Raw genomic sequence first — 26,460 nt, forward strand, 5'->3', positions numbered from 1 at the left:
GATAGGCCTTTGTTTTGTCTGCTGTTACATAATCCACTTCCACCAAATAAATAGCGCTAAAAAGCCAAACAGATAAACAAGCCCTACGATAGACAGCGCTTTGAGTTTTTTCTACTGCGAGTTCAGCTGGAAAGGTGTTTTAGTCACCAGTATATAGTTGAGCAGCGCAAAAATTGGCGTGGTCATAAACGCCATGATCATCGCAAAAATTCAGCATTGGCTATCAGTGGCTGAAGCCCAAAAGGCAATGATGGCCAGCGCTAAAGCCATACCACGATGACCCAAGCTTGGTAGCAACGTGGGCTTTGGCTCTCTTTGTTTTGCAAAAGACGTTGTGATTCTGCAATCACTCGTGAATAGCCATCAATAACGGTGAGTGGTGCTACCAAAAATACAGAAAAAGGCGATCACTGCAATCAAATAACGTGACCACTCACCTATGGGTTGAAGCGTACAATCGACCAATTGATTGCAAAAGCCGACGCCAGATTTCGAGAGCTCAACGCCTGTTCCGTGTATACTAAGGCACCAAGCGCCAAAAATACAATCGCCAAGATTGCAGTACCGATATAGCCCACATTGAAATCAAATAGTGCGGATTGCGGGCGTCACTTGCTGCTCTTGGCATTGACGTTTGAGCCACACTGAAGTGATGCTCGAAATCTCAATGGGTGCGGGCATCCAGCCCATAGTTACTACCAAAAAACCGATCGCGGCGAGTGTCCAAGGTGAAGGTGAAATAGGTTTCCACTACTATCTGCGCTGGGTTTTGCGACGGCAATCACACGGCGAGTAAGGTGGCGAATTGTCAGGTATCTGGCCATAATCATTTAGAAAGTGAGTCGAGCGCGCGAAAGGTGGCCTTGCAAAAAGGATCAGCAAACAAGTGGTCAGCACAATCACGGAAAGAACAATATTGCCCAGCTCAAAAGGGACAAAATAGGCCAGTAAGCTGGCGCTAAACAGCAGTAACGCGGGCGGTGTTTATATGGCCGATACCACGTCGTAAGAGGGCAAAAACCCTTAAGTAAGCACGCCCGAGATGAGGCATAGCCTTGTACTAAACTTTTGCCTGTCCCCATGGTGTATTGAATGCCAGCCTTAAAAAAGGGGTATTTTAATAAGTTGACCAGCAAAATGAGGCCTGCGAGTTGCCAGCCATAATTGCGGCCTGCTTGAGTTGACGCGACGAGATGAGAGCGGCCGACGGCTGCTGCTGCCATCATAATGCCCGGCCCGAGTGGTACGAAGCAGTTGTGATAGGGTTAAACGTTTGGCCGATTGATAAGGGACGCTGTGTTCCATTCTTGTTCCTTAGACTTGATGTTGTGTTATTTATAATTTTTGCTTTTGAAGCTGACTTTAATGTCAAGCTCATCAATCAATATCACACCCCAGTTAATCTGTCAATTTTAAGTTACATTTGCAAGTGATATTTCTAAGCAAGGCTAACTTACTGACGATTTCGTGATTTAACGAAACTAAGATGACTCTTCTCTATTGGCTTGGCGGAGAGGTTGTTATAATGCGCCGATTTTTTTAGGAGAAACCTTCGATGGCTATGCTTGAATACACGCCGCCCACAGATCCTTGGATTGGATATTGTCTATGAAGGATGAGCAGGATTCTCGCGGTGAATAAACCTTCAGGTCTGCTGTCGGTTCCAGGACGCTTGCCTGAGCATCACGACAGTATGTGGAGTCGTGTGGCTGAGCAATATCCAGAGATCCAAGTGTTGCATCGTTTTGGATATGTCGACTTCTGGCTTGATGGTGCTGGCAAAAAATAAATACGCGGAAGGGGCATTGAAAAAGCAGTTTCAATACCGTTTAACGCATAAAATTTATTACGCTCGCGTGTGGGGCGTAATGGGGCTTGACGAGGGGGTGGTTGAGTTACCCCTGATTTGCGATTGGCCAAATCGGCCTAAACAGAAAGTCTGCTTTGAAGATGGAAAACCATCAAAAACTTTATATCAAGTAGCGAAAAGAGAAGAAAAAACGACAATTGTACGTCTTCTTCCCGTAACTGGCCGTTCGCACCAATTACGTGTTCACATGCAAGCTTTGGGTTATCCGATTGTGGGTGATGAGTTTTATGCCCCGCAAGAAGCGCAAGATTTTTCTGATCGCTTAGCATTGCATGCCGCAGAGCTCAGTTTTTATCACCCAAAGAGTCATTGGTTGCGTAACCTTTTTGTTGCTTGTGACTTTTATCCCGAAGCACAAGAGCAAATTTTGCAACACTTTGATCCTGAGCGAAAATTACCAGATTACAAAACGTTGCCACGACCTTAGTGTGATGTGGGTGGCGACAAGGAGCTGATATGTCACTACCCACGGTTGTCTTTCTCGATAGGGCCACAATCCCTGCTTATATTCGATTGCCAAGCTTACCTTTTGCTCATCATTGGCTTGAGTTTGACTTTACTTCTGCCGAACAAGCGCTCGATCGCCTATCTCAAGCCGATATCGTAATCACCAATAAAGTGGTGCTGGATAGGGTGCTACTCTCACAATGTCCGAAATTGCGCTTGATTGCTGTGTCGGCCACAGGCGTCAATAACGTCGATGTCGATTACTGTCGTGAAGCAGGCATCGCACTGGTGAATGTTCAAGGCTACGCCACCCGTTCTGTTCCGGAACATGTAGTTGGGATGATTTATGCCTTAAGGCGTAACCTGTTTGCTTATCATCAAGATATTGCCAATGGCGAGTGGCAGCGCAATCAACAATTTTGCTTTTTTACTCATCCGATAGGGGATGTTGCAGGTTCAACGCTTGGTGTAGTCGGGAGTGGCGCGCTCGGACAGGCAACCGCAACGTTGGCACGAGCGATAGGCATGCAGGTGATATTTGCTGAACGAAAGGGGGCCAAGTTATGCCGGCAAGGTTTTATGCCCTTTGAACAAATGTTAGCGGAGGCGGATGTTGTGAGTTTACATTGCCCATTGAGCGAACAAACCCGAAATCTGATAGGTGAGAACGAATTAAAGATGATGAAGCCTAATACATTGTTGATTAACGCAGGCCGTGGTGGTTTGGTTGATGAGCAAGCACTTGTGACAGCATTGAAATCTGGGCAAATTGCTGGCGCTGGAGTGGATGTATTCAGTCGAGAACCAGCGGATAAAACAAATCCCTTACTAGCCAATATGGATTTGCCAAATTTGTTGCTTACACCACACGTGGCATGGGGTAGTGACTCAGCTATTTCACAATTGGCAACGATTTTGATGGATAACATTGCCGCGTTTGAGCGCGGAGAGCACAAAAATCGCGTCTGCTGATGGCGTGAATAGAACAAAAAGGTCGGTATTTTCACACCGACCTTTTTAATGGTAACGCAATCGCGATTATAGCGCGGCTATGGTCGCTTTTCTGTTCTTCCAGTTTAACCAAGGTATCTTGATAGCCATTCAGCTTTTGACGCTCGATAGCGACAACGGCTTCGGGTGCTTTAGCGACGAACCCCTTGGTTATTGAGTTTGCCTTCAATGCGTTTGATTTCGCCTTGAGTTTTAGCAATCTCTTTTGCTAAGCGCTCTAGCTCGCATCTTTATCAATCAAACCAGCCATTGGGATCATCAGTTCAGATTGACCAACCAGCGCCGTTGCACAAGCGGGAGTCTCTTCACCCTCTTCAAGAACGCGTAGAGCCTCCAGTTTAGCCAGTGACAACAGTACCGCTTTGTTCGCTTCTAAACGTGCCACTTCTTGCTTTTGGCGGCCTTTTAGCATCACGTTAAGAGGTTTGCCTGGGTTGATATCGTACTCGGCACGTAGGTTGCGAATGCTAGTAATAAAGGCTTTCACCCATTCGATATCATCCAGCGCCGCTTGGTTGAAGTTCGCTTCATCGTACTGAGGCAGCGCTTGCAGCATGATGGTATCCCCTTCAACGCCGTCCACTAATGGCTTAATGCTTTGCCAAATGGTTTCAGTGATATACGGGATCACTGGGTGCGCGAGGCGTAATGTTTTCTCTAATACCGTAATTAATGTACGGCGTGTTGCACGTTGCTGCGCTTCACTGCCTTTCCATAATACGGGCTTAGTCAGCTCTAAGTACCAGTCGCAGAATTGGTTCCAGATGAATTCGTAAAGGGTATTTGCCGCCATATCTAAACGGAAGTTGTTGATATGGTTGTTGAACTCTTTAGCCGCCAATTCAAATTGAGACTCGATCCATTTATCGGCTAACGAATACTCAAGCTCGCTACCTGCGTTAAAGCCACAATCGAGATCTTCGGTATTCATCAACACGTAACGGCTCGCGTTCCAGAGTTGTTTACAGAAGTTGCGGTAACCTTCTAGGGCGTTTCATGTCCCAGTTGATATCACGACCGGTTGAAGCCATCGCTGCTAGCGTGAAACGCAGTGCGTCGGTTCCATAAGATTCGATACCATTTTCAAAGGTTTTACGTGTATTTTTCTCGATCTTGGCTGCAAGCTGTGGCTGCATCATGTTGCCACAACGTTTTTCAACCAGAGATTCAAGATCAATACCATCGACCATGTCGATAGGATCAAGCACGTTGCCTTTAGATTTTGACATTTTGGTCGCCGTTTTCATGCACGGATAAGGCCGTGTGAACATAAAACAGTTTTAAAATGCACTTGTGGTTTACCATTCTCATCTTTACAGAAGTGCATGGTCATCCATGATCATGCGTGCAACCCAGAAGAAGATGATGTCAAAACCAGTAACAAGAACGTCAGACGGGTGGAATGTTTTTAGTGCCTCAGTATTTTCTGGCCAGCCTTGTGTACCAAAAGTCCAAAGAGCAGAGGAGAACCCAAGTGTCCAATACATCATCATCTTGGCGCAGTACCACCACTGGTGCTAGGTTGTTTTGTTCGCGCACTTTCTCTTCGTTACGGCCGACATAAACGTTGCCGTCGTTGTCATACCAAGCAGGAATACGATGACCCCACCAAAGTTGGCGTGAGATACACCAATCTTGCACGTCACGCATCCATGAGAAGTACATGTTTTCGTACTGCTTAGGCACAAATTGAATCTCGCCATCTTTCAACGGCTTTGGTTGCGACTTCCGCTAGTGGCGCTGTGCGTACGTACCATTGGTCGGTCAGCATCGGTTCGATAACCACACCACCACGGTCACCGTAAGGAATGGTGAGGTCGTGATCTTTGATTTCTTCAAGCAGGCCGAGAGCTTCAAATTCAGCTACGATGCTTTACGTGCCGCAAAGCGCTCCATGCCTTGGTATTTAGCAGGAAGATCGCTGCTGTAAGCGTCACTTGGTTCACCATTGGTGTTGAACACTTCGGCGGCGTCACGAATGTTGGCATCAAAGGTGAAAATGTTGATCATCGGCAGTTGGTGGCGCTTACCGACTTCATAGTCATTGAAGTCGTGAGCAGGGGTGATCTTCACACAACCTGTGCCTTTTTCCATGTCTGCGTGCTCATCGCCCACGATAGAAATGCGACGATTGACGATTGGCAGCATGATCTCTTTGCGATCAGAGCTTGGTAGCGTGGATCTTCAGGGTTAACCCGCTACGCCTGTGTCACCCAGCATGGTTCAGGACGAGTGGTCGCAACAACAATGTAGTCTTTACCGTCTGCTGTTTTTACGCCGTCAGCCAGTGGGTAACGGAAGTGCCACATGTGACCTTTGACGTCTTTGTTTTCTACTTCTAGATCAGAAATTGCAGTGTGCAGTTTTGGATCCCAGTTCACAAGACGTTTACCACGGTAGAGTAAATCTTCTTGTAAAGGCGAACAAACACTTCTTGAACGGCATTTGATAGGCCCGCATCCATAGTGAATCGTTCACGATCCCAGTCTACCGATGCGCAAGGCGGCGAAGCTGTTAGTGATGGTGCACCTGATTCGTCTTTCCATTCCCTAATTTTGTCAATGAAGGCATCACGGACCGTAATCGTGTTTGGTTTTGCCTTCTTCTGCGGCAATTTTACGTTCAACCAACATTTGGGTAGCAATACCGGCGTGGTCTGTACCCACTTGGCCATAAGGTATTTTTGCCTTTCATGCGTTCGCAGCGGATCAAAGTATCCATAATGGTGTTTTGGAATGCGTGACCCATATGAAGGCTACCAGTGACGTTCGGCGGTGGGATCATGATGCTGTACGCATCTTTTGATGTATCACCGTGAGCTTAAAGTAGCCGTTCTCTTCCCAAGTCTGATACAGAGCTTGTTCGATTGCTGTTGGGTTTATATGTCTTTTCCATAGTGCTCTTAAATGGATACTTGTGAATGGTTAATCTTAGTCAAACTTCATAAGTGAAGGATCTTGTTAAAGATCGCCTTAACTATAAGGTTTGACCTATGGATGTTGGATCTCGATTGTTTGTAATTGGTAGCCAGCTTGACGGTAGATTTTATACCTTTCGCGTGCTCGTTGCTTTGCTTTTTCTTCGCAGGGGACGAAGTCTACCACCTCAGCAAAGGCGTTCGCAAAGGTGTATGATTATCCGCCACATTTATTACCAGTTGACGATTCCAATTGGGTTTGACGTTGGGTAGCCATCTCGATATGTGTTGCGTATTTCGGCCTTCACCCACCAGATTGTGCGCGACAAACTGTTCTGCAGGCACTTGCCATAAATGTTCGGCAACTGTTCAGGCGTGAGTTTTATCATCACAATGCAGATAAATTTTTGCCCCTTGTTTGGCGAAGTGATGAGCCAGAAATAGGACATATTGCTCAAAGCCTGCCAGCGTTGCCTGTGGGCTTTCTTCGTTCAGCAATGTAAAAGGTGGCTCGCTGCATGTTGTCACCTACTATCTAATCGCTCATCAACAAAAAAGGGCCTTGCGGCCCTTTTCACATTTTGAGGTTATTCCTCAGACTCTTGGCCGCTGCGGTTCAATAAGAACTGACGAGCAATGAGACGGGACGACCTGTTGATCCTTTTGCTGCACCTGACTTCCACGCGGTGCCAGCAATATCCAAATGCGCCCAGTTATATTTCTTAGCAAATTTAGATAAGAAGCAGCAGCGGTAATCGTACCACCAGGGCGACCACCGATATTTGCCATATCAGCAAATGGGCTCTTTAGCTGCTCGTGGTACTCGTCGGCCATTGGTAGACGCCATGCGCGATCGCTTGCTTGTTCGGAAGCATTAACCAATTCATGCGCCAATGGGTTGGTGGTTTGAAACCACGCCACTGATGTGGTGACCTAATGCAATCACACAAGCGCCAGTTAGTGTCGCCACATCTACCACGCAATCGGGTTCAAAACGCTCAACGTAAGTGAGTGCATCACATAGCACTAAGCGACCTTCGGCATCGGTATTGAGTACTTCAACCGTTTGGCCAGACATAGTCGTGAGAATGTCACCAGGGCGATAGGCATTGCTGCCTGGCATGTTTTCACAGCCGGCTAAGATACCCACGACATTTAATGGCAATTTCAATTTAGCCATGCTTTCATTGCGCCCAAAGACTGACGCCGCACCGCACATGTCATACTTCATTTCATCCATGCCTTCGCCTGGTTTTAATGAAATACCGCCGGAATCAAACGTTAGGCCTTTACCCACCAACACAATTGGTTTTGCATCTGGATCTGGGTTGCCCTTTGTACTCAATGACCGACATCATCGACTCATTTTTTGAACCACGACCGACAGCGAGGTAAGAGGTCATGCCCAACTTTTCCATCTCTTCTTCACAATGATTTTGGTGGTGACGCTCTCGTAGTCGTCCGCTAAGCGGCGCGCTTGAGATGCAAGATAAGCTGGGTTGGCAATGTTGGGTGGCATATTGCCGAGATCTTTCGACGCTTTCACACCGGATGCAATCGCAAGGCCGTGTGTAATCGCGCGCTTCACCTAAGTTAAGCTCACGGCGAGTCGGTACGTTAAAGACAAGTTTGCGCAGTGGGCGGCGAGTCTCAGGTTTTCACGCTCTTGAATTGATCAAAGGTGTACAGACCATCTTTCGTTGCTTCAACCGCTTGGCGTACTTTCCAATAAGTATCGCGACCTTTAACGTGTAGTTCAGTCAGAAAACATACGGCTTCCATTGACACGTTTCGTTCAGTGTGCTGATGGTTTTTGAATGATTTCTTTGTACTGACGTTCGCCTAATTCGCGCTCTTTACCACAACCTACCAGTAAAAACGCGTTCAGACAGAACACCAGGGACTTGATGCAGCAGTAGCATCTGCCGGGTTTACCCTCGAGATCCCCACGGCGAAGTAGTGAACTTATATAGCCGTCGCTGATTTTATCAAGCTGCTCTGCTACTGGAGAAAGGCGGCGTGGTTCGAACACTCCAACAACGATACATGCGCTACGTTGTTTCTCTGGACTGCCACTTTTTACACTGAACTCCATGCGTACTCCTACATCCTGAAGACAAATAGAACTAAATGTTAGATAATGTGCTCTTAGTGGTTGAATCCGAGTTTGGATCTACTTTTAATTGAACGTCTAACAGTTAGTGAAAATTTTAAAAATAAAAGGTTCAACGGAAATTATAGTGATTCAATCAAGAAAAAACAAGTTTTGTATAGGTAATTTCAGCGTGATTATTGTTAGATATTTGATCCGCGAGACACTCAGAGCCAATTTTCGATCTTTTTCGTACTGTTTCTCGTGTTTCTTAGCCAACGATTTATTCGCGTTTGGCTGAAGCTTCCGATGGTGACATTCCAGCACGAATGATCTATCTATTGTGAGTTTAAATATGCCCGCAATGGGGTTATTAATGCTGCCTTTGAGTTTGTATATCGGCTTCTTACTGACTTTTGGGCGTTTGTACGCAGAAAGCGAAATTACGGGATGAATGCCACTGGCATCGGCAATAAATTTTTGATCCGTGCTGCACTCTATTTGGCTTTGATCACTTCAGGTGCTGCAGCATTTAACGCATTCTGGTTGGCGCTTGGAGCCAAGACAAAGAAGCACAATTATGGAGCAGCTCGCAGCAGAAAAATAGTGTTGATTTGCTACAGAGAGGACAATTTCAACGCACACCAGATGGTTCCTCAGTAGTTTCATCGAAAATATTGAAAACAAAAAACTGCATAATGTGTTTGTATGCGCAGCTTTGCACCAAAGGATTCGATACTCCCCGAGTGTGATGTTCTCTAATTCTGGTGATGTTCAAAGAGCTCAGTGATGGCCGTCAGATGATCACCATGTATGACGGGATTTCGCTATGAAGGCGTGCCAACACGCGTTGATTAATGATCACAAAATTTGACGAATACGAAGGTTTAATTGGGCAGCGTGAAGTTAAACCCAAAGGACGTGATGGGAGGCGTTACCGACATCCAATCTGCTTTCCAACCCGGATCGAAGAGCGAAGCTGAGTTGCAATGGCGAATTTCTCTGGTGATTTGTATTCCATTACTCACCATGCTGGTGTCCCTTTGTCGGCGTTAACCCTCGGCAAGGACGCCTTGCGAAAATGGACTGCAATCTTAATTTATTTGGCCTATTTATGGCCATCAGCGCAACCAAGTCCGCCATTGAAGATGGGCTCACTTGCTACGGTGATACGGTATGTGGCCAATCAATGCTGCGTTACTTTGGCGGCGATTTCAGTGAATATCATGGACACGTGTGCCAGTGCGGCGCTTCAAAGATAAACTAAGACTAAAGAAGGCAGCATAACGCGTGTTTAAGATTTAGATTTATACGTCGGCCGTACTATTGTTGCGACAACCTCGCTAGTGCTGGCGACCTTTGTTGGTTTGTCCGGCATTATCAAATATGTTGAGCATTGAGGAAAGTCGGGGAAGGAAGCTACGATTTACTGCAAGCTTTACTGTTTGTGGTGTTGAGCATTCCTCGTGATATCGAGATGTTTTTTCCTATGGCCGCCTTACTCGGTGCGTTGATTGGGTTAGGTATGTTGGCATCAAGTTCTGAGCTCGTTGTCATGCAAGCTGCGGGGTTTTCTAAGCTTAATATCGGTATGTCGGTATTAAAAACCGCAGTGCCATTAATGATCATTGTCACCTTGCTTGGCCAATGGGGAGCACCCCAAGCGCAGAAGATGGCGCGAGATCTGCGAGCTTTTTCTCTCTCTGGCGGTTAGTATTGTTTCAGTGCGCAGCGGTGTGTGGGCGCGCGATGTGAATGATTTTATCTTTATTGGTAAAATTGATGACAACAAACTCTATGGCTTAAATATGTGGCGCTTTGATAACAATAAGAGTTTGCAAAACATCCTTTTTGCCGAAGAGGTGGATTACGATAAAGACAATCAATGGGTAATGAAAAATGTTCAAATCACCGACATGCGCGATGATGTATTGATAACAAAGCAAACATTACCTGAATACCGTTGGACGACCTCATTAGCTCCAGACAAACTGGCGGTTGTCACGGTCAAGCCTGAAGAGTTGTCACTGAGTGGCTTGTATGATTATGTCAGCTATTTAAAAACGTCGGAGCAAGATGCTTCACGGTACGATCTGGCGTTGTGGCGTAAAATTACTCAACCTTTTTCTATTGCTGTGATGATGCTAATGGCACTGTCGTTTATTTTTGGGCCATTGCGCAGCGTTACTATGGGCGCAAGGATTTTGTCAGGCGTGATTGCAGGCTTTACATTTTATATTTCCAGTGAGTTTTTCGGCCCACTGAGTCTTGTTTATGGTATCCCACCAGTGTTTGGTGCCGTCGCACCCAGTTTGGTGTTTCTCAGCGTTGCCGTAATGTTGTTAAGACGAAAACTCTAAAAATGACAGGTAAGAACTATTAACAAAAAGGAAGGGCAAACTTTCCTTTTTGTTATTCCGACTCAATTAACTTTAGGAAGTACCACTACTTTCGTTTTGGCCCAAATATCTTGGAACCCTCTTTTTTGTTGATCAAAGGGTACGGTGAGGTTTGCCAAGCCAAAGCCTGAGGTGAACAAACGTATTAAAGCTTGCGTGGCGCTGATTGAATTTCCATCTTGTTCGTTAATTATCAAAAGTCGCCAAGCACGCATCCCTAATGTCTGGCCTGCTCTTGTCCAGAAAAAGACGAAGAAGTAGACCCAGACAGCGGCAAGGTAAAATGTGTAAACATAGCTCCAAATGGGATGACGAGTGAGAAAGTCGCTGACATCTGCATACGAGCCATAGCTCATCACATTCAACGCAACGAGAGCTTCTAATATAGCAACGACAACACCAGCAGCCATCATCTCAAGAGCAATGATGATTAATGCATCGTAAATGAGCGCACCAAATCGGCGTAGTAATCCGGCAGGCGGTAGAGAAATAGAGTTACTCATCATATCTAAACATCTTTTGTATTCGCGAAATTGCAGCAGCATATAGCCTCGAAGAGGATCTGAAAAGAGAAGAGACGCACAGCTTGAAGGTTTGTGGCGAAAATATCGGCAAACGATTTGTATTTCAATATTTTGTTATTGCGCCAATAACTTTCTTACGTATAATGCCAACCATCAAAGGGCAATGCCCAAGATGCCGGTGTGGTGAAATTGGTAGACACGACGGATTCAAAATCCGTTTCCTTCGGGAGTGGCGGTTCAAGTCCGCCCACCGGTACCATAATTTAAACAACAAAGCCTCGACGAAAGTCGGGGCTTTGTTGTTTTTGTCCTCGAAATAATAGTCCACTATCTTAGATGAATGGGACTCTTTTGATAGCCTTCACATACTTCTATATTGAACAGCGCACATTTCTTGCTTCTAGCCATACACATTTATATCAACACTACTAATATGTAGTTGATGAACTTTTGAGTGACTTCTTTTAAACTCATTAACTACTTAGTACTTAAGGTGTTATATAAATTGTGGCAAGCATAAAAATCACAGTAGATAGATTGCAGCCTGGCCTGCACATTAAGTTGCCCGTAAAGTGGAACGAACACCCCTTTCTTTTTAATAGCTTTAAGATTAAATCCCAAGAACAGATTCAATTGATAAAACACTTGGGGATTCAACATGTTTATATCAATCCTGCGCAAAGCGATACTCAACCCTTACCTGTCAATACGCAGCCGGAAGCCATAGAAAAATCTTCAGAGATGGAGAGTGAGGCTGAAAAATTGTGGGAAGAGAAGCAGAAACGGATTGAAAAGTTGAACGCATATCGTAGGCGAGTTCTAAACTGTGAAAAAGAGTTTGAGCGTTCTCTATCCCGCATGCGTGCGGTAATGAACAAGATACGCAATCGGCCAGAGGATGCGATAGATGAAGCTTCAATTTTGGTTGAAGATATCGTCGATAAGCTACTGAGTGAAGATAGCGTTACGCTGCATTTAATGAATGGCAAAAGTGAGTTTGAAGGCATCTACTTTCATTCACTCAACGTTTCGGTCATTGCAATGATGATAGGAAAAGCGAAAGGGTATGATGCTCAAAAAATCAAAGAACTTGCTTTTGCTGCGCTGTTTCATGATATAGGCAAAATTAAGGTTCCCACCGCGATTGTTAGAAAGAAAACAACACTGACAGAGCCCGAACAAAATTATCTCAAATTACATACTAAGTATGGTTTGGATATTGCGAGTCATATCGATAGCTTTCCAGAAAGTGCAAAGAGAGTAATAGAACAGCATCATGAACTCAATGACGGCAGTGGGTATCCGCTTGGTTTAAAGGAATCGGCTATTGATGAGCTTTCACAGGTCATTACGGGAGGGCGTTCAGAATTCTGTGTCAGCTAATTTTGGCTAAATATCTAAGACGTCATCCAAGCGACCTTCAAAATGAATCGCCAGTTGAGACAATGTCATATTCCAATTCTGTATTGGCATTGTCCATTTCTTAGAAGCATTCAATATCCCAGCATACAGTAGCTTAAGCAAGCTATTTTCATTTGGGAACCCACCCTTAGTTTTGGTCAGTTTACGGAATTGGCGATGTACGGCTTCAATAGCATTTGTCGTGTAAATAGCCTTTCGGACGTATTCTGGATATTTAAAGTAAACCGATAAATTTGCCCATTTGTTCCGCCAGGAACGAATCACTATTGGGTATTGCTGTCCCCATTTGGCTTCCAAACGATCCAACTCCATCTCGGCCGCTTCTTTGCTGACAGCCCGATAGACTGGCTTCAAGTCGGCCATAAACGCCTTCTGATGCTTAGAGGCAACATATTTCATAGAGTTACGGATTTGGTGAATGATGCATTGCTGAACTTCTGTATCAGGATAGATGGTTGCTATCGCTTCTGGGAAGCCTGTTAGCCCATCTACGCAGGCGATCAAGATATCTTCAACGCCGCGGTTATACAGATCTGTTAGCACGGAGAGCCAGTAATTAGCGCCTTCCGACTCTGACAGATAAAGACCGAGTAGCTCCTTTTTCCCCTCAACATCTAAGCCCAATATTGTGTATATCGCTTTGCTAACGTAGCGTCCGTCTTCTTTGATTTTATAGTGGATGGCATCAAGCCAGACAAAGGGATAAAGTGCATCGAGCGGACGTTGCTGCCACTCCTTCAGCTCAGGTATCAAACGGTCGGTAACACCTGTGATGGTGGCCTCAGAGACATCAATGCCATACATATCTTCTACGTGACCACGGATATCACGGTAGCTCATACCGAGCGAGAACATGGATAGGATCTTACGGTCGATCTCATCGGTCAATTTAGTCTGGTTCTTCTTAACTAACTGGGGTTCAAATGTTCCAGAGCGGTCGCGTGGGGTATCCAGTTCAAACGTGCCGACAGAAGACTTAATCGTTTTCTTGCTTGAGCCGTTCTTACGGTTAGGTTGCTCATCACCTTCAAGGTGCTGTTCGAGTTCTGCTTTCAAAGCAGCTTCTGTGATTTGTTTAATGAGCGGAGTTAAGAAGCCATCTTTACCTGTCAGGTCTTGGCCTGACTGAAGGGCTTTAATAGCTTGTTCTAGATCGAAGTCTTTGTTCATGTGTCATTCCTGTTTTGTATATCATACTGAAATGACACAGATTTCTAAACACTACCCATTACGGTCGCGAATGTATTTGATAATTTGTGTCATCCCAATATCGTTGCAGAGCAGAAGATTCCTTATATTGCACTTTCCTATATGTATAAGCATTGTAATCATTTATATAGTAACGAAAACTTAAACGTATTGGTTAAATTTATGGGCGTTTTCCCTCCGGGAACCGTTGTTCAGCTTTCTAACAATATGGTTGGGTTAGTCATCTCCGTAAACGCCAGCCACTTACTATATCCTAATGTATTGATTTACGACCCTTAGGTTCCGCGAACCCAAGCGCCCATTATTGATTTAGCTGATCGAGATTTGAAAATTGTTAATGCTATTCTTCCGCATAAACTTCCGGATAAAATCCGAGACTATCTTAACCCACGCTCTAGAATCTCTTATTTCTTCGATAGTGATGAGTAATATGCTTCTTTGTACTGCCTCAGTGCGAGCTTTCATTGACGAAGAAAAGCACGCAATATGAAGTGTGTCACCTCAATGCTCTGGTGATAACAAGGAGATTTAGAGAGGGAAATAGGTCGCTAATTAATCGATATTTAACGCTTTGGCGTCTTTTTGTTCACTTGAGCTATCAGAAGGTACTTTTTTCTAAAAACCGCTTGCACTCATCTTCGTTCTCCCTATAATGCCGCCTCACTGACACGGCACAGCCAGTAAGGGTTCAAGCCCAACCAGCAGCCAATCAGTAGGTCAAATCAATAAGACGAAATAATTTAATAAAGTGTTTGACACTTTCCATTATCTCGCTAGAATGGCCGCCTCTTCAAAGGAAGCCTCGGCAACCCAGCGAAGAACGCTCTTTAACAATATAAACCTATCAATCTGTGTGGGCACTCATTGATGATAATCAAAAAAGATTTATCAATGAACTGAGTGACCAATCAGAATCAAGTTTACTTGATTTTGGCACAGTCAATTCATTGTTGTTCTGTTGGAACAACAATAGCTTTAAAATTACTTTTTACTTTCGAGTAAAAACAGTTTTGAAGTCAGTATTCATTGAGCCGGTCTTAGGACCAACAAAACTTTAATTGAAGAGTTTGATCATGGCTCAGATTGAACGCTGGCGGCAGGCCTAACACATGCAAGTCGAGCGGCAGCACAGAGGAACTTGTTCCTTGGGTGGCGAGCGGCGGACGGGTGAGTAATGCCTAGGAAATTGCCCTGATGTGGGGGATAACCATTGGAAACGATGGCTAATACCGCATGATGCCTACGGGCCAAAGAGGGGGACCTTCGGGCCTCTCGCGTCAGGATATGCCTAGGTGGGATTAGCTAGTTGGTGAGGTAATGGCTCACCAAGGCGACGATCCCTAGCTGGTCTGAGAGGATGATCAGCCACACTGGAACTGAGACACGGTCCAGACTCCTACGGGAGGCAGCAGTGGGGAATATTGCACAATGGGCGCAAGCCTGATGCAGCCATGCCGCGTGTATGAAGAAGGCCTTCGGGTTGTAAAGTACTTTCAGTCGTGAGGAAGGTGGTGTTGTTAATAGCAGCATCATTTGACGTTAGCGACAGAAGAAGCACCGGCTAACTCCGTGCCAGCAGCCGCGGTAATACGGAGGGTGCGAGCGTTAATCGGAATTACTGGGCGTAAAGCGCATGCAGGTGGTGGATTAAGTCAGATGTGAAAGCCCGGGGCTCAACCTCGGAACCGCATTTGAAACTGGTTCACTAGAGTACTGTAGAGGGGGGTAGAATTTCAGGTGTAGCGGTGAAATGCGTAGAGATCTGAAGGAATACCGGTGGCGAAGGCGGCCCCCTGGACAGATACTGACACTCAGATGCGAAAGCGTGGGGAGCAAACAGGATTAGATACCCTGGTAGTCCACGCCGTAAACGATGTCTACTTGGAGGTTGTGGCCTTGAGCCGTGGCTTTCGGAGCTAACGCGTTAAGTAGACCGCCTGGGGAGTACGGTCGCAAGATTAAAACTCAAATGAATTGACGGGGGCCCGCACAAGCGGTGGAGCATGTGGTTTAATTCGATGCAACGCGAAGAACCTTACCTACTCTTGACATCCAGAGAAGCCAGCGGAGACGCAGGTGTGCCTTCGGGAACTCTGAGACAGGTGCTGCATGGCTGTCGTCAGCTCGTGTTGTGAAATGTTGGGTTAAGTCCCGCAACGAGCGCAACCCTTATCCTTGTTTGCCAGCGAGTAATGTCGGGAACTCCAGGGAGACTGCCGGTGATAAACCGGAGGAAGGTGGGGACGACGTCAAGTCATCATGGCCCTTACGAGTAGGGCTACACACGTGCTACAATGGCGCATACAGAGGGCAGCAAGCTAGCGATAGTGAGCGAATCCCAAAAAGTGCGTCGTAGTCCGGATTGGAGTCTGCAACTCGACTCCATGAAGTCGGAATCGCTAGTAATCGTAGATCAGAATGCTACGGTGAATACGTTCCCGGGCCTTGTACACACCGCCCGTCACACCATGGGAGTGGGCTGCAAAAGAAGTGGGTAGTTTAACCTTTCGGGGAGGACGCTCACCACTTTGTGGTTCATGACTGGGGTGAAGTCGTAACAAGGTAGCGCTAGGGGAACCTGGCGCTGGATCACCTCCTTATACGAAGATTACACTGATGAGTGTCCACACAGATTGATGGTTTATACAGTTTAAGAGACGATGCTGGGTCTGTAGCTCAGGTGGTTAGAGCGTTCGCCTGATAAGCGAGAGGTCGGTGGTTCAAGTCCACTCAGACCCACCAATTCTTCATCCCAGAAGATTGGCACACAGTATCACACACCTGATGGGGTTATAGCTCAGCTGGGAGAGCGCCTGCCTTGCACGCAGGAGGTCTGCGGTTCGATCCCGCATAGCTCCACCATCTTTAAGTGCACTAGCAATAGTGTTTTTAAAAATGGTTTTCATTAGAAAATCGTGCTCTTTAACAATTTGGAAAGCTGACTGATAACAACGAACGTGTTTGTTGTTATCAAATAAAAGTTCTCAACATCAATGCGTTTAACGTATTGATACCAAACACATTCAAGTGTTCTTGGGAAAGCTTACTTCGGTAAGTTTTCAAAATTGAGTCCGGCAAAATCAAACGTCTCTCGCTCATTCAAATAATGAGAGACAACCTTGGTGACTTGTCTACAACACGAAACTTCTTCGGGTTGTATGGTTAAGTGACTAAGCGTACACGGTGGATGCCTTGGCAGTCAGAGGCGATGAAGGACGTAGTAACTTGCGATAAGCGTAGATTAGGCAGTAACAGCCACTTGAGTCTACGATTTCCGAATGGGGAAACCCACGTGCATAAGTACGTATCCTTACCTGAATACATAGGGTAAGGAGGCAAACCGGGGGAACTGAAACATCTAAGTACCCCGAGGAGAAGAAATCAACAGAGATTCCGAAAGTAGCGGCGAGCGAAATTGGACTAGCCCTTAAGCTTTTAATGATGCAGGTGAAGCCTCTGGAAAGTGGCGCAATAAAGGGTGATAGCCCCGTAACTGTTCCATCATTATAAGTGAAATCGAGTAAGGCGGGACACGTGTTATCCTGTCTGAACATGGGGGGACCATCCTCCAAGGCTAAATACTACTGACTGACCGATAGTGAACCAGTACCGTGAGGGAAAGGCGAAAAGAACCCCTGTGAGGGGAGTGAAATAGAACCTGAAACCGTGTACGTACAAGCAGTAGGAGCACCTTCGTGGTGTGACTGCGTACCTTTTGTATAATGGGTCAGCGACTTATATTCAGTGGCAAGGTTAACCGAATAGGGGAGCCGTAGGGAAACCGAGTCTTAACTGGGCGCTTCAGTCTCTGGATATAGACCCGAAACCGGGTGATCTAGCCATGGGCAGGTTGAAGGTTGAGTAACATCAACTGGAGGACCGAACCGACTAATGTTGAAAAATTAGCGGATGACTTGTGGCTAGGGGTGAAAGGCCAATCAAACTCGGAGATAGCTGGTTCTCCCCGAAAGCTATTTAGGTAGCGCCTCGGACGAATACTACTGGGGGTAGAGCACTGTTAAGGCTAGGGGGTCATCCCGACTTACCAACCCTTTGCAAACTCCGAATACCAGTAAGTACTATCCGGGAGACACACGGCGGGTGCTAACGTCCGTCGTGGAGAGGGAAACAACCCAGACCGCCAGCTAAGGTCCCAAATTACTACTAAGTGGGAAACGATGTGGGAAGGCTCAGACAGCCAGGATGTTGGCTTAGAAGCAGCCATCATTTAAAGAAAGCGTAATAGCTCACTGGTCGAGTCGGCCTGCGCGGAAGATGTAACGGGGCTAAGTAGTAAACCGAAGCTGCGGCAATACAGTTTACTGTATTGGGTAGGGGAGCGTTCTGTAAGCCGTTGAAGGTGTGTTGTAAAGCATGCTGGAGGTATCAGAAGTGCGAATGCTGACATGAGTAACGATAAGGGGGGTGAAAAACCTCCCCGCCGGAAGACCAAGGGTTCCTGTCCAACGTTAATCGGGGCAGGGTAAGTCGACCCCTAAGGCGAGGCTGAAAAGCGTAGTCGATGGGAAACGGGTTAATATTCCCGTACTGCTTATAATTGCGATGGGGGGACGGAGAAGGCTAGGTGGGCCAGGCGACGGTTGTCCTGGTTCAAGTGCGTAGGCTAAGAGACTAGGTAAATCCGGTTTCTTGTTAGGCTGAGACACGACGTCGAGCTGCTACGGCAGTGAAGTCATTGATGCCCTGCTTCCAGGAAAAGCCTCTAAGCTTCAGATTATAAGCAATCGTACCCCAAACCGACACAGGTGGTCGGGTAGAGAATACCAAGGCGCTTGAGAGAACTCGGGTGAAGGAACTAGGCAAAATGGTACCGTAACTTCGGGAGAAGGTACGCTCTTATTGGTGAAGTCCCTCGCGGATGGAGCTGACGAGAGTCGCAGATACCAGGTGGCTGCAACTGTTTATTAAAAACACAGCACTGTGCAAAATCGCAAGATGACGTATACGGTGTGACGCCTGCCCGGTGCCGGAAGGTTAATTGATGGGGTTAGACTTAGGTCGAAGCTCTTGATCGAAGCCCCGGTAAACGGCGGCCGTAACTATAACGGTCCTAAGGTAGCGAAATTCCTTGTCGGGTAAGTTCCGACCTGCACGAATGGCGTAATGATGGCCACGCTGTCTCCACCCGAGACTCAGTGAAATTGAAATCGCTGTGAAGATGCAGTGTACCCGCGGCTAGACGGAAAGACCCCGTGAACCTTTACTACAGCTTGGCACTGAACATTGAACCTACATGTGTAGGATAGGTGGGAGACTTAGAAGCGCAGTCGCTAGATTGCGTGGAGTCGACCTTGAAATACCACCCTTGTCGTTTTGATGTTCTAACGTAGGCCCCTCATCGGGGTTGCGGACAGTGCCTGGTGGGTAGTTTGACTGGGGCGGTCTCCTCCCAAAGAGTAACGGAGGAGCACGAAGGTGGGCTAATCACGGTTGGACATCGTGAGGTTAGTGCAATGGCATAAGCCCGCTTAACTGCGAGAATGACGGTTCGAGCAGGTACGAAAGTAGGTCATAGTGATCCGGTGGTTCTGAATGGAAGGGCCATCGCTCAACGGATAAAAGGTACTCCGGGGATAACAGGCTGATACCGCCCAAGAGTTCATATCGACGGCGGTGTTTGGCACCTCGATGTCGGCTCATCACATCCTGGGGCTGAAGTCGGTCCCAAGGGTATGGCTGTTCGCCATTTAAAGTGGTACGCGAGCTGGGTTTAGAACGTCGTGAGACAGTTCGGTCCCTATCTGCCGTGGGCGTTGGAAGATTGAAGGGGGCTGCTCCTAGTACGAGAGGACCGGAGTGGACGAACCGCTGGTGTTCGGGTTGTCATGCCAATGGCATTGCCCGGTAGCTAAGTTCGGAATTGATAAGCGCTGAAAGCATCTAAGCGCGAAGCGAGCCCTGAGATGAGTCTTCCCTGGCACTTTAAGTGTCCTAAAGGGTTGTTCGAGACTAGAACGTTGATAGGTTGGGTGTGTAAGCGCTGCGAGGCGTTGAGCTAACCAATACTAATTGCCCGTGAGGCTTAACCATACAACACCGAAGGGGTTTTGTGGGCTCAATGGAAGAACATTGAATGTGTGAATGAGAACGAAACAGCTTTCCGAATTAAGAAATTTGCTTGGCGACCATAGCGTTGTGGACCCACCTGATTCCATGCCGAACTCAGAAGTGAAACACAACAGCGCCGATGGTAGTGTGGGGTCTCCCCATGTGAGAGTAGGACATCGCCAGGCTTTGAATTTATAAGAGCCCGTTTGTAAGAGCGGGCTTTTTAGTCACTTGTGACACAAGATACAGTGTGCTGATATGGCTCAGTCGGTAGAGCGCATCCTTGGTAAGGATGAGGTCCCCAGTTCGATTCTGGGTATCAGCACCAGTTTTATAGCTCTGTAAGCTAAAAGAATTTGCTTGGCGACCATAGCGTTGTGGACCCACCTGAACCCATGCCGAACTCAGAAGTGAAACACAACAGCGCCGATGGTAGTGTGGGGTCTCCCCATGTGAGAGTAGGACATCGCCAGGTTTGAATTACGAAACCTCAGCAGAAATGCTGAGGTTTTTTTCTATCTATTCGTATCATTCAATGTCCAATCATAGTGATAGCTGATACTCTTTTTCTCGCTTTTTAGTGCCTTGTTGTACTGCACTAAGTGCTCAAATAATTGCTGTTTCGTTCCAAAATCTTCAGCAAACCAGTCATAAATAGAAGACAGAACCCATTTATCATTGGTGACCTTTACTCCTTTTTCGCTATTGATAAACTCAGTGGCTGATTTCTCCAGTAATAATTCAGTATTTTCTGCTGTGAAAGCCTGCTTTTGTAAGTTTGGGCAGCCAAGGCTTGCGCAGTTGACCGCATAATGGGTTCGAGGATCTTTCCAAATGGGTCTTAAAATTCGATGTTCAATATCATTGAGAGTCAGCTCTTTTTGATTGATGGTAATGATCTTTTGTTCCCAAGGGCCAAATGAGAAAAATCCTCCCAGTTTAGTGATGGATGGTATTGGATAATGATCGACGATTAAGTTAACTGTTAAGGCATTATATAAGTTGACCCAGTAAGCATATTGTTCCAGCTTTGCATACTCTCTTGGATCAAGGGCTGATAATTGTGAAATATAGAGCTCTAATTGCTCTTTATCTTTTGAGTTGACCCTTTGATAATCGAAGAGGTTGTTGTGATTTTCTTGGATTAGATAAGTATCAAGTGTTGTCTGCCAAATTTGATGTGAAATGGCTTGTGTATTTTCTTCATTACTAGAGTTCCAATAATCCCATAGTTGTGATTTAGGAGCAGAAAATACATTCGTTGACCCGAGTGTCAAACATAGCGTTAATAGATATTTCATCATTTACCTCTCATCTCATAGGTTATATGACCTAGGTAGGGATTGATAAATTTCAGATAAAATAAAAGGTTGGTGCATCTACACCAACCTCTGGAAATTAAATCGATACTCGCTATTTCAAAAAGCTAGGAATTTTTGTTTCATAATCAGCGATTTTATCTTCGTGCTGTAGCGTCAAACCGATATTGTCTAATCCATTAAGTAAGCAATGGCGACGAAATTCATCAATTTCAAATGAGTATGTTTTTCCATTGGCTTTAACTTCCATTCGTTCAAGATCTACAGTTAGTTGAGCACCTTCATTTCCTTCAACAAATTGGAATATTTCATCAACTTCTTGCTCTGTAAGGCGGACTGGAACCATTTGGTTATTGATTGAGTTACCATAAAAAATATCCGCAAAACTGGGTGCAATCATGGCTTTGATGCCGTAATCCGCTAAAGCCCAAGGGGCATGTTCTCGTGAAGAACCACACCCAAAGTTTTCACGAGCAAGTAGAATGCTCGCTCCTTCATAGCGAGGTTTATTCATGACAAAATTTGGATTAGGTTGTTGACCTGCATCATCTAGAAAACGCCAATCATGAAAAAGGTGTTTGCCAAAACCAGTGCGATTTACTTTCTGTAAAAATTGCTTAGGGATAATGGCATCTGTATCGACGTTCGCTGCATCAAGAGGAACGACCAAACCTGTGTGCTGTTTAAAACCTGACATTGGTGATCCCCTGTTTAGTTGAGTGTTGAAGAATGAATATTACGGATATCGACAAAGTGTCCAGCGATGGCGGCGGCGGCGGCCATTGCAGGACTGACTAAATGTGTGCGGCCATCTCGACCTTGGCGGCCTTCAAAATTGCGGTTGGATGTTGATGCACAGCGTTCACCTGCACCGAGCCTGTCATTGTTCATAGCCAAGCACATTGAACAGCCCGGCAAGCGCCATTCAAAACCCGCTTCAATAAATATTTTATCCAAGCCTTCCGCTTCCGCTTGCGCTTTAACTTGCTCTGAACCTGGAACAATCAATGCTTGAACGTGTGGTGCGACTTTTTTACCTTTCGCGACTTGAGCTGCTGCTCGCATATCTTCAATGCGAGAGTTTGTGCAAGAACCGACAAAAACTTTATCCACTTTGTAGTCTGATAAGGATTTACCCGCTTCCAGTCCCATATACGCTAATGCTTTTTCTGCTGATGCTTTTTCGACAGGATCACTAAAGCTATCGGGAGATGGAATGGTTTCATCGACAGCAATTACTTGGCCTGGGTTTGTGCCCCACGTTACTTGTGGTTTGATGTCCGCGGCATTTAGGGTAACGACTGCATCGAATTTGGCATTATCATCGGTTTTTAGCGTTGCCCAGTACTCAATGGCAGCTTCTAAATCGTTTCCTTGAGGAGAAAACTTGCGACCTTTAATGTAGTCGAAAGTAGTCTGATCAGGGGCGATAAGACCGGCTTTTGCTCCAAGCTCAATCGCCATATTGCACACCGTCATACGACCTTCCATTGAAAGATCGGTAATCGCTTCACCACAAAATTCAACGACATAGCCTGTACCACCGGCCGCCGTTGTTTTACCTATAATGGCTAGCACGATATCTTTAGCGGTGATGCCTGGAGCGACTTTGCCTGTCACCTCAATTTTCATCGTTTTCGCGCGAGCTTGTTTCAATGTTTGGGTTGCAAGTACGTGCTCAACTTCTGATGTACCGATGCCAAACGCTAACGAGCCAAATGCGCCATGTGTTGCTGTGTGTGAGTCACCGCAGACAATGGTCATACCGGGAAGAGTAATACCTAATTCTGGCCCCATGACATGAACGATGCCTTGGTATTTATGATTTAAGTCGTAGAGTGTTACGCCAAACTCAGCACAGTTCTTGGACAATGTTTCCATTTGGATTCGAGCCATCTCACCCGAGGCATTAATGTCTTTTGTGGTGGTTGAAACGTTATGGTCCATGGTAGCGAATGTTTTACTCGTCTGACGAACTTTACGTCCCTTTTCGCGTAAACTATCAAATGCTTGCGGTGATGTCACTTCATGAACGAGATGACGATCGATATAAAGGATGGGGGTTTCCCCTTCAGCTGATACCGCAATGTGGGCATCATAAATTTTTTCGTATAAGGTTTTTGCTTGCGACATTGCTTCTTCCTTGAGCTCTTTGAGCTTTATAAAGGACTAGGCGAGCCTAGTCCTACTAATTATGAATTTAAAATATAGCTGGCAATTTTATCGCCCATTTCAGAGGTTGAAAGTGCCGCTTTACCACTGGCAAGATCTGCGGTGAGTTCTCCTGCGGTAAGCGCCTTTGATACGGCATTTTCGATAGCTTGAGCGGCACTTTCTTCGCCCAAGCTATAACGTAGCATTAAAGCGGCGGAAAGAATTTGTGCTACTGGGTTAGCGATGTTCTTTCCTGCGATATCAGGTGCAGAGCCACCTGCTGGCTCATAGAGACCGAAATTGCTTTCATTAAGGCTAGCGGAAGGTAGCATACCCATTGAGCCTGTGATCATGGCGCATTCATCGGAAATGATGTCACCAAAAATATTAGAGCACAGCATGACATCAAATTGAGAGGGATCTTTAATGAGCTGCATAGTGGCATTATCGATATAAATGTGTGAAAGCTCGACGTCCGGATAATCTTTTGCGATCTCTTCCACGACCTCACGCCATAAGATAGAGCTTTGTAATACATTCGCTTTATCGACTGAGCATACTTTTTTACGACGTAATCGTGCGGACTCAAACGCTATTTTTGCAATGCGTTCGATTTCGTAGCGGTGGTAAACTTCGGTATCAAATGCTTTTTCATTTGCCCCTTCTCCTTCGCGTCCTTTGGGTTGGCCAAAATAAATACCACCAGTCAATTCTCGAACAACCACAATATCGAAGCCACGATCGGAGATATCGGATCGTAAAGGAGAAAAGCTTTCTAAGCCTGAGTGAATTTGAGCAGGACGCAAGTTACAAAACAGTTGAAAATGTTTGCGAAGCGGTAGGAGTGCACCGCGCTCTGGTTGGTCGTTGGGTGGTAAATGCTCCCATTTAGGACCGCCTACGGAACCAAACAATACGGCGTCTGCCTCTTCACATCCTTTAATGGTGCTTTCAGGTAGCGGGCAACCGTGGTTATCAATCGCAATCCCGCCGACATCATGTTCTTCTCTGGCAAACCGGATAGCATGTTTTTTTTCAATCGCATCCAATACCTTGTGTGCTTGTTGCATTACTTCTGGGCCGATACCATCACCTGCAAGAACGGCAATTTTGTATGTTTTGTCTGTCATGTTAGTCCTTTACTATTTTTATATTTGCTTGCCCCAGTGAGCTCTAAAGATTGAAAACTCTAATCTAGGTACGTTAAACGGTTGCCACTTTCTTTTGTTTAATTTCTGCAATTTGATCGGCACGATGAATGCTATTGATCACGTGCAATAAGGCTTGCCCTGATGCTTCGACAATATCCGTAGAGACGCCTGTACCGTGATATTTTCGCCCTTTGTAGTTGGCAATAATATCGGCTTGCCCGAGTCCATCTTCACCTTCGCCCTTGGCGGTAAGGTCAAATTTATCCAATACGATCTCATAGCCAGTTAGACGGTAAATACATTGGTAAAGCGCATCGACAGGGCCATTACCAACGGCAGCTTCACATTTTTCTTCATCACCACAAAGCAATTTAATACTGGTGGTTGCCATGACACTACCAGATTGGACACTCAAATAATTTAACTTATAGAAATCATCTTCATCACGCAGATTAGAGAAGTGCATCAACGCTTCTAAATCGTAGTCAAATACCTGTCCTTTTCGGTCGGCTAACTTCAAGAAATCTTCATACAATGCGTTCAAATTGTATTCGTTCTCGTTGTAACCCATGCTGTCCATATGGCTTTTTACTGCGGCGCGGCCACTGCGGCTCGTTAAGTTCAGCGCTTGGTTTTTTAGGCCAATTGACTCTGGAGTCATGATTTCATAAGTATTTTTATTTTTTAGCATACCATCTTGGTGAATACCCGATGAGTGGCTAAATGCGTTGGCACCGACAATCGCTTTGTTACTTTGAATCGGCATATTGCACAGTTGGCTAACCAACTTACTGGTGCGGTGGATCTCATCATGCTTTAAGCCAGTATGTACGCCGAGGAATTCTTGACGAGTTTTGATGATCATCGCGATCTCTTCCAGTGAACAGTTACCAGCGCGCTCACCAATACCGTTGATGGTGCCTTCTATTTGCCTTGCGCCAGCCTGTACAGCGGCAATCGAGTTTGCGACTGACATTCCCAAGTCATCATGGCAATGAACGGAAATAATGGCTTTATCTATGTTAGGGACTCGCTCAAACAGCATCTGAATAATGCCACCAAATTCGCTAGGAACAGTATAACCGACCGTGTCTGGAATATTGATGGTCTTAGCTCCGGCATTAATTGCGGCTTCGACCATTCTACAGAGATTATCAATGGGCGTTCGGCCCGCATCTTCACAGGAAAATTCGACGTCATCAGTGTAGTTACGGGCGTGTTTCACCGCACTGACTGCCATCTCGAGCACATCATCATAACTGCGGCGCAATTTATCTTGCACATGAATGGTTGAGGTTGAAATAAACGTATGGATACGAAAAGCATCGGCGACTTTCAGAGCTTCGGCTGCTGCATCAATATCTTTTGCTACCGCGCGAGAAAGCGCGCAGACGCGGCTGTTTTTAATGTGTTTGGCAATCGTTTTGACCGATTCAAAATCACCTGGGGAGGAAACTGGAAAACCTGCTTCAATAACATCAACACCAAGGCGCTCTAATGCGTAAGCAATCTGCAGTTTTTCTTTAACGGTTAAGCTTGCTGACAAAGCTTGCTCGCCATCACGTAGTGTGGTGTCGAATATAATGACTTGATTATTCATGTTTGCTCCCTTGCACCGATGGTTAATCGTTTACTTCCTAAATGTAGTTATAAAAAAACCCGCATCTCAGTGCGGGCTCTTGTCATCTTGTGTTGTGTTTTTCTTCCACAACCTACCCGCGCGAATGGTTCACGATAAGGAGCAGGCCCAGCAGGATAGAAAAACGGATAGTCATTCGTAACATTCCACAAGATTAAGTTAACAAATTAGTACCGTACTCGACTTAACTCGTCAACCATTAAGTTGTTTTTTTATTCATATCGGATCAGTTTTAGT

The 26,460-nt window shown here is 45.8% G+C and carries 21 protein-coding genes, 4 tRNA genes, 4 rRNA genes and 9 pseudogenes; 14 read left to right on the top strand and 24 right to left on the bottom strand.

The annotated features are described in order from the left end of the window. Positions 1–24: 24 nt before the first annotated feature. Positions 25–1,305 (bottom strand): annotated as a pseudogene (locus N5E84_RS00665) (NRAMP family divalent metal transporter). Positions 1,306–1,555: 250 nt separating this feature from the next. On the opposite strand from N5E84_RS00665, the pseudogene N5E84_RS00670 reads away from it, so the two are divergent. Together N5E84_RS00670 and N5E84_RS00675 are read left to right on the top strand one after the other, a co-directional pair. After that, positions 1,556–2,297, top strand: a pseudogene (locus tag N5E84_RS00670) (pseudouridine synthase). 29 nt (positions 2,298–2,326) lie between these two features. Further along, positions 2,327–3,289, top strand: coding sequence for a D-2-hydroxyacid dehydrogenase (locus N5E84_RS00675; protein WP_019282507.1), 963 nt, complete (start codon positions 2,327–2,329; stop codon positions 3,287–3,289). A gap of 31 nt (positions 3,290–3,320) precedes the next feature. On the opposite strand, the gene N5E84_RS21200 is transcribed toward N5E84_RS00675, so the two are convergent. The 16 genes and pseudogenes from N5E84_RS21200 to N5E84_RS00720 all read right to left on the bottom strand — a co-directional run bounded on the left by N5E84_RS21200 (position 3,321) and on the right by N5E84_RS00720 (position 8,340). Then, complete coding sequence (locus tag N5E84_RS21200) at positions 3,321–3,482, bottom strand: hypothetical protein (RefSeq protein ID WP_410001434.1); 162 nt, start codon at positions 3,480–3,482, stop codon at positions 3,321–3,323. Continuing rightward, positions 3,460–3,528, bottom strand: a complete 69-nt coding sequence (locus N5E84_RS21335) for a hypothetical protein (protein ID WP_410001435.1) — start codon at positions 3,526–3,528, stop codon at positions 3,460–3,462. Before N5E84_RS21335 ends, N5E84_RS21200 begins: the two co-directional genes overlap by 23 nt. Before the next feature lie 17 nt (positions 3,529–3,545). Beyond that, the gene (locus tag N5E84_RS21205) at positions 3,546–4,259 is read right to left on the bottom strand and encodes a class I tRNA ligase family protein (RefSeq protein ID WP_315903800.1); all 714 of its coding nucleotides are present in this window, start codon (positions 4,257–4,259) and stop codon (positions 3,546–3,548) included. A gap of 31 nt (positions 4,260–4,290) precedes the next feature. Next, positions 4,291–4,821: pseudogene (locus N5E84_RS21340) on the bottom strand (class I tRNA ligase family protein). Next, positions 4,745–5,014 carry a class I tRNA ligase family protein gene (locus N5E84_RS21220; protein WP_315903794.1) on the bottom strand — a complete coding sequence of 90 codons (270 nt, stop codon included), beginning with the start codon at positions 5,012–5,014 and terminating at the stop codon, positions 4,745–4,747. Before N5E84_RS21220 ends, N5E84_RS21340 begins: the two are co-directional and overlap by 77 nt. A gap of 177 nt (positions 5,015–5,191) precedes the next feature. Further along, on the bottom strand, positions 5,192–5,476 hold the full coding sequence (locus N5E84_RS21230; protein WP_315903795.1) for a class I tRNA ligase family protein: 285 nt from the start codon (positions 5,474–5,476) through the stop codon (positions 5,192–5,194). Between the two features lie 50 nt (positions 5,477–5,526). Continuing rightward, positions 5,527–5,912, bottom strand: a pseudogene (locus tag N5E84_RS21345) (class I tRNA ligase family protein). Next, on the bottom strand, positions 5,899–5,961 hold the full coding sequence (locus tag N5E84_RS21350) for a hypothetical protein (protein ID WP_410001436.1): 63 nt from the start codon (positions 5,959–5,961) through the stop codon (positions 5,899–5,901). The pseudogene N5E84_RS21345 and the gene N5E84_RS21350 overlap by 14 nt, the downstream one beginning before the upstream one ends. Beyond that, positions 5,951–6,112 (bottom strand): class I tRNA ligase family protein, encoded by a 162-nt coding sequence (locus tag N5E84_RS21245; protein WP_315903798.1) that lies wholly within the window; start codon positions 6,110–6,112, stop codon positions 5,951–5,953. The genes N5E84_RS21350 and N5E84_RS21245 overlap by 11 nt, the downstream gene beginning before the upstream one ends. 206 nt (positions 6,113–6,318) lie before the next feature. Next, a pseudogene (locus N5E84_RS00685) lies at positions 6,319–6,765 on the bottom strand (DNA polymerase III subunit chi). A gap of 74 nt (positions 6,766–6,839) precedes the next feature. Then, positions 6,840–7,166: a hypothetical protein gene (locus tag N5E84_RS21355; RefSeq protein ID WP_410001430.1), complete on the bottom strand. Its 327-nt coding sequence runs from the start codon at positions 7,164–7,166 to the stop codon at positions 6,840–6,842. Then, complete coding sequence (locus N5E84_RS00700) at positions 7,129–7,590, bottom strand: hypothetical protein (RefSeq protein WP_261676523.1); 462 nt, start codon at positions 7,588–7,590, stop codon at positions 7,129–7,131. Before N5E84_RS00700 ends, N5E84_RS21355 begins: the two co-directional genes overlap by 38 nt. After that, positions 7,535–7,663 (bottom strand): hypothetical protein, encoded by a 129-nt coding sequence (locus N5E84_RS21250; protein WP_315903799.1) that lies wholly within the window; start codon positions 7,661–7,663, stop codon positions 7,535–7,537. The genes N5E84_RS00700 and N5E84_RS21250 overlap by 56 nt, the downstream gene beginning before the upstream one ends. Beyond that, entirely contained in the window at positions 7,645–7,833 is a 189-nt protein-coding gene (locus N5E84_RS00710) for a hypothetical protein (protein ID WP_261676524.1), read from the bottom strand. Before N5E84_RS00710 ends, N5E84_RS21250 begins: the two co-directional genes overlap by 19 nt. Positions 7,834–7,895: 62 nt before the next feature. Continuing rightward, on the bottom strand, positions 7,896–8,027 hold the full coding sequence (locus N5E84_RS00715; protein WP_261676525.1) for a M17 family peptidase N-terminal domain-containing protein: 132 nt from the start codon (positions 8,025–8,027) through the stop codon (positions 7,896–7,898). A gap of 13 nt (positions 8,028–8,040) precedes the next feature. Then, positions 8,041–8,340 carry a M17 family peptidase N-terminal domain-containing protein gene (locus tag N5E84_RS00720; protein ID WP_261676526.1) on the bottom strand — a complete coding sequence of 100 codons (300 nt, stop codon included), beginning with the start codon at positions 8,338–8,340 and terminating at the stop codon, positions 8,041–8,043. Positions 8,341–8,530: 190 nt separating this feature from the next. On the opposite strand from N5E84_RS00720, the pseudogene lptF reads away from it, so the two are divergent. Next, positions 8,531–9,624 (top strand): annotated as a pseudogene (lptF, locus tag N5E84_RS00725) (LPS export ABC transporter permease LptF). A 38-nt stretch (positions 9,625–9,662) separates the two neighbouring features. Next, a pseudogene (gene lptG / locus N5E84_RS00730) lies at positions 9,663–10,697 on the top strand (LPS export ABC transporter permease LptG). Positions 10,698–10,759: 62 nt separating this feature from the next. Here lptG and N5E84_RS00735 read toward each other — a convergent pair. Beyond that, entirely contained in the window at positions 10,760–11,281 is a 522-nt protein-coding gene (locus N5E84_RS00735; RefSeq protein WP_019282505.1) for an RDD family protein, read from the bottom strand. A gap of 153 nt (positions 11,282–11,434) precedes the next feature. Between N5E84_RS00735 and N5E84_RS00740 the strand changes: the two genes are divergently transcribed. Continuing rightward, positions 11,435–11,519 (top strand) — tRNA-Leu (locus N5E84_RS00740). Positions 11,520–11,767: 248 nt separating this feature from the next. Then, positions 11,768–12,610: pseudogene (locus N5E84_RS00745) on the top strand (HD-GYP domain-containing protein); the annotation flags it as partial. 39 nt (positions 12,611–12,649) lie between these two features. Here the strand turns inward: N5E84_RS00745 and N5E84_RS00750 are convergent. After that, positions 12,650–13,852 carry an IS256 family transposase gene (locus N5E84_RS00750; protein ID WP_095661319.1) on the bottom strand — a complete coding sequence of 401 codons (1,203 nt, stop codon included), beginning with the start codon at positions 13,850–13,852 and terminating at the stop codon, positions 12,650–12,652. Between the two features lie 57 nt (positions 13,853–13,909). On the opposite strand from N5E84_RS00750, the pseudogene N5E84_RS00755 reads away from it, so the two are divergent. From N5E84_RS00755 to rrf (N5E84_RS00790), 8 genes and pseudogenes are all read left to right on the top strand, one after another. Further along, positions 13,910–14,320 (top strand): annotated as a pseudogene (locus tag N5E84_RS00755) (HD family phosphohydrolase); the annotation flags it as partial. Between the two features lie 626 nt (positions 14,321–14,946). Next, a 16S ribosomal RNA gene (locus N5E84_RS00760) occupies positions 14,947–16,491 on the top strand. A gap of 65 nt (positions 16,492–16,556) precedes the next feature. Beyond that, positions 16,557–16,633 (top strand) — tRNA-Ile (locus N5E84_RS00765). A gap of 44 nt (positions 16,634–16,677) precedes the next feature. After that, positions 16,678–16,753 (top strand) — tRNA-Ala (locus tag N5E84_RS00770). 298 nt (positions 16,754–17,051) lie between these two features. Beyond that, positions 17,052–19,942: ribosomal RNA gene (locus N5E84_RS00775) — 23S ribosomal RNA — on the top strand. Positions 19,943–20,029: 87 nt separating this feature from the next. Beyond that, positions 20,030–20,145: ribosomal RNA gene (gene rrf / locus N5E84_RS00780) — 5S ribosomal RNA — on the top strand. 67 nt (positions 20,146–20,212) lie between these two features. Further along, positions 20,213–20,288, top strand: a tRNA-Thr gene (locus N5E84_RS00785). A 31-nt stretch (positions 20,289–20,319) separates the two neighbouring features. Further along, positions 20,320–20,435, top strand: a 5S ribosomal RNA gene (gene rrf / locus N5E84_RS00790). The 16S, 23S and 5S rRNA genes sit together here with 3 tRNA genes alongside, the layout of an rRNA operon. Before the next feature lie 40 nt (positions 20,436–20,475). On the opposite strand, the gene N5E84_RS00795 is transcribed toward rrf (N5E84_RS00790), so the two are convergent. The 5 genes from N5E84_RS00795 to leuA form a co-directional block, all read right to left on the bottom strand. After that, complete coding sequence (locus N5E84_RS00795) at positions 20,476–21,261, bottom strand: DUF547 domain-containing protein (protein WP_013856007.1); 786 nt, start codon at positions 21,259–21,261, stop codon at positions 20,476–20,478. A 112-nt stretch (positions 21,262–21,373) separates the two neighbouring features. Continuing rightward, entirely contained in the window at positions 21,374–21,976 is a 603-nt protein-coding gene (leuD, locus tag N5E84_RS00800; RefSeq protein ID WP_017042706.1) for a 3-isopropylmalate dehydratase small subunit, read from the bottom strand. Positions 21,977–21,990: 14 nt separating this feature from the next. After that, positions 21,991–23,412 (bottom strand): 3-isopropylmalate dehydratase large subunit, encoded by a 1,422-nt coding sequence (leuC, locus tag N5E84_RS00805; RefSeq protein ID WP_069212078.1) that lies wholly within the window; start codon positions 23,410–23,412, stop codon positions 21,991–21,993. Positions 23,413–23,471: 59 nt separating this feature from the next. Beyond that, complete coding sequence (gene leuB / locus N5E84_RS00810) at positions 23,472–24,563, bottom strand: 3-isopropylmalate dehydrogenase (RefSeq protein ID WP_019282467.1); 1,092 nt, start codon at positions 24,561–24,563, stop codon at positions 23,472–23,474. Positions 24,564–24,636: 73 nt separating this feature from the next. Next, positions 24,637–26,184: a 2-isopropylmalate synthase gene (gene leuA, locus N5E84_RS00815; protein ID WP_013856011.1), complete on the bottom strand. Its 1,548-nt coding sequence runs from the start codon at positions 26,182–26,184 to the stop codon at positions 24,637–24,639. Positions 26,185–26,460: the final 276 nt, after the last annotated feature.

This window comes from Vibrio sp. J502 (assembly GCF_025397955.1).
Lineage (GTDB): Bacteria > Pseudomonadota > Gammaproteobacteria > Enterobacterales > Vibrionaceae > Vibrio > Vibrio anguillarum.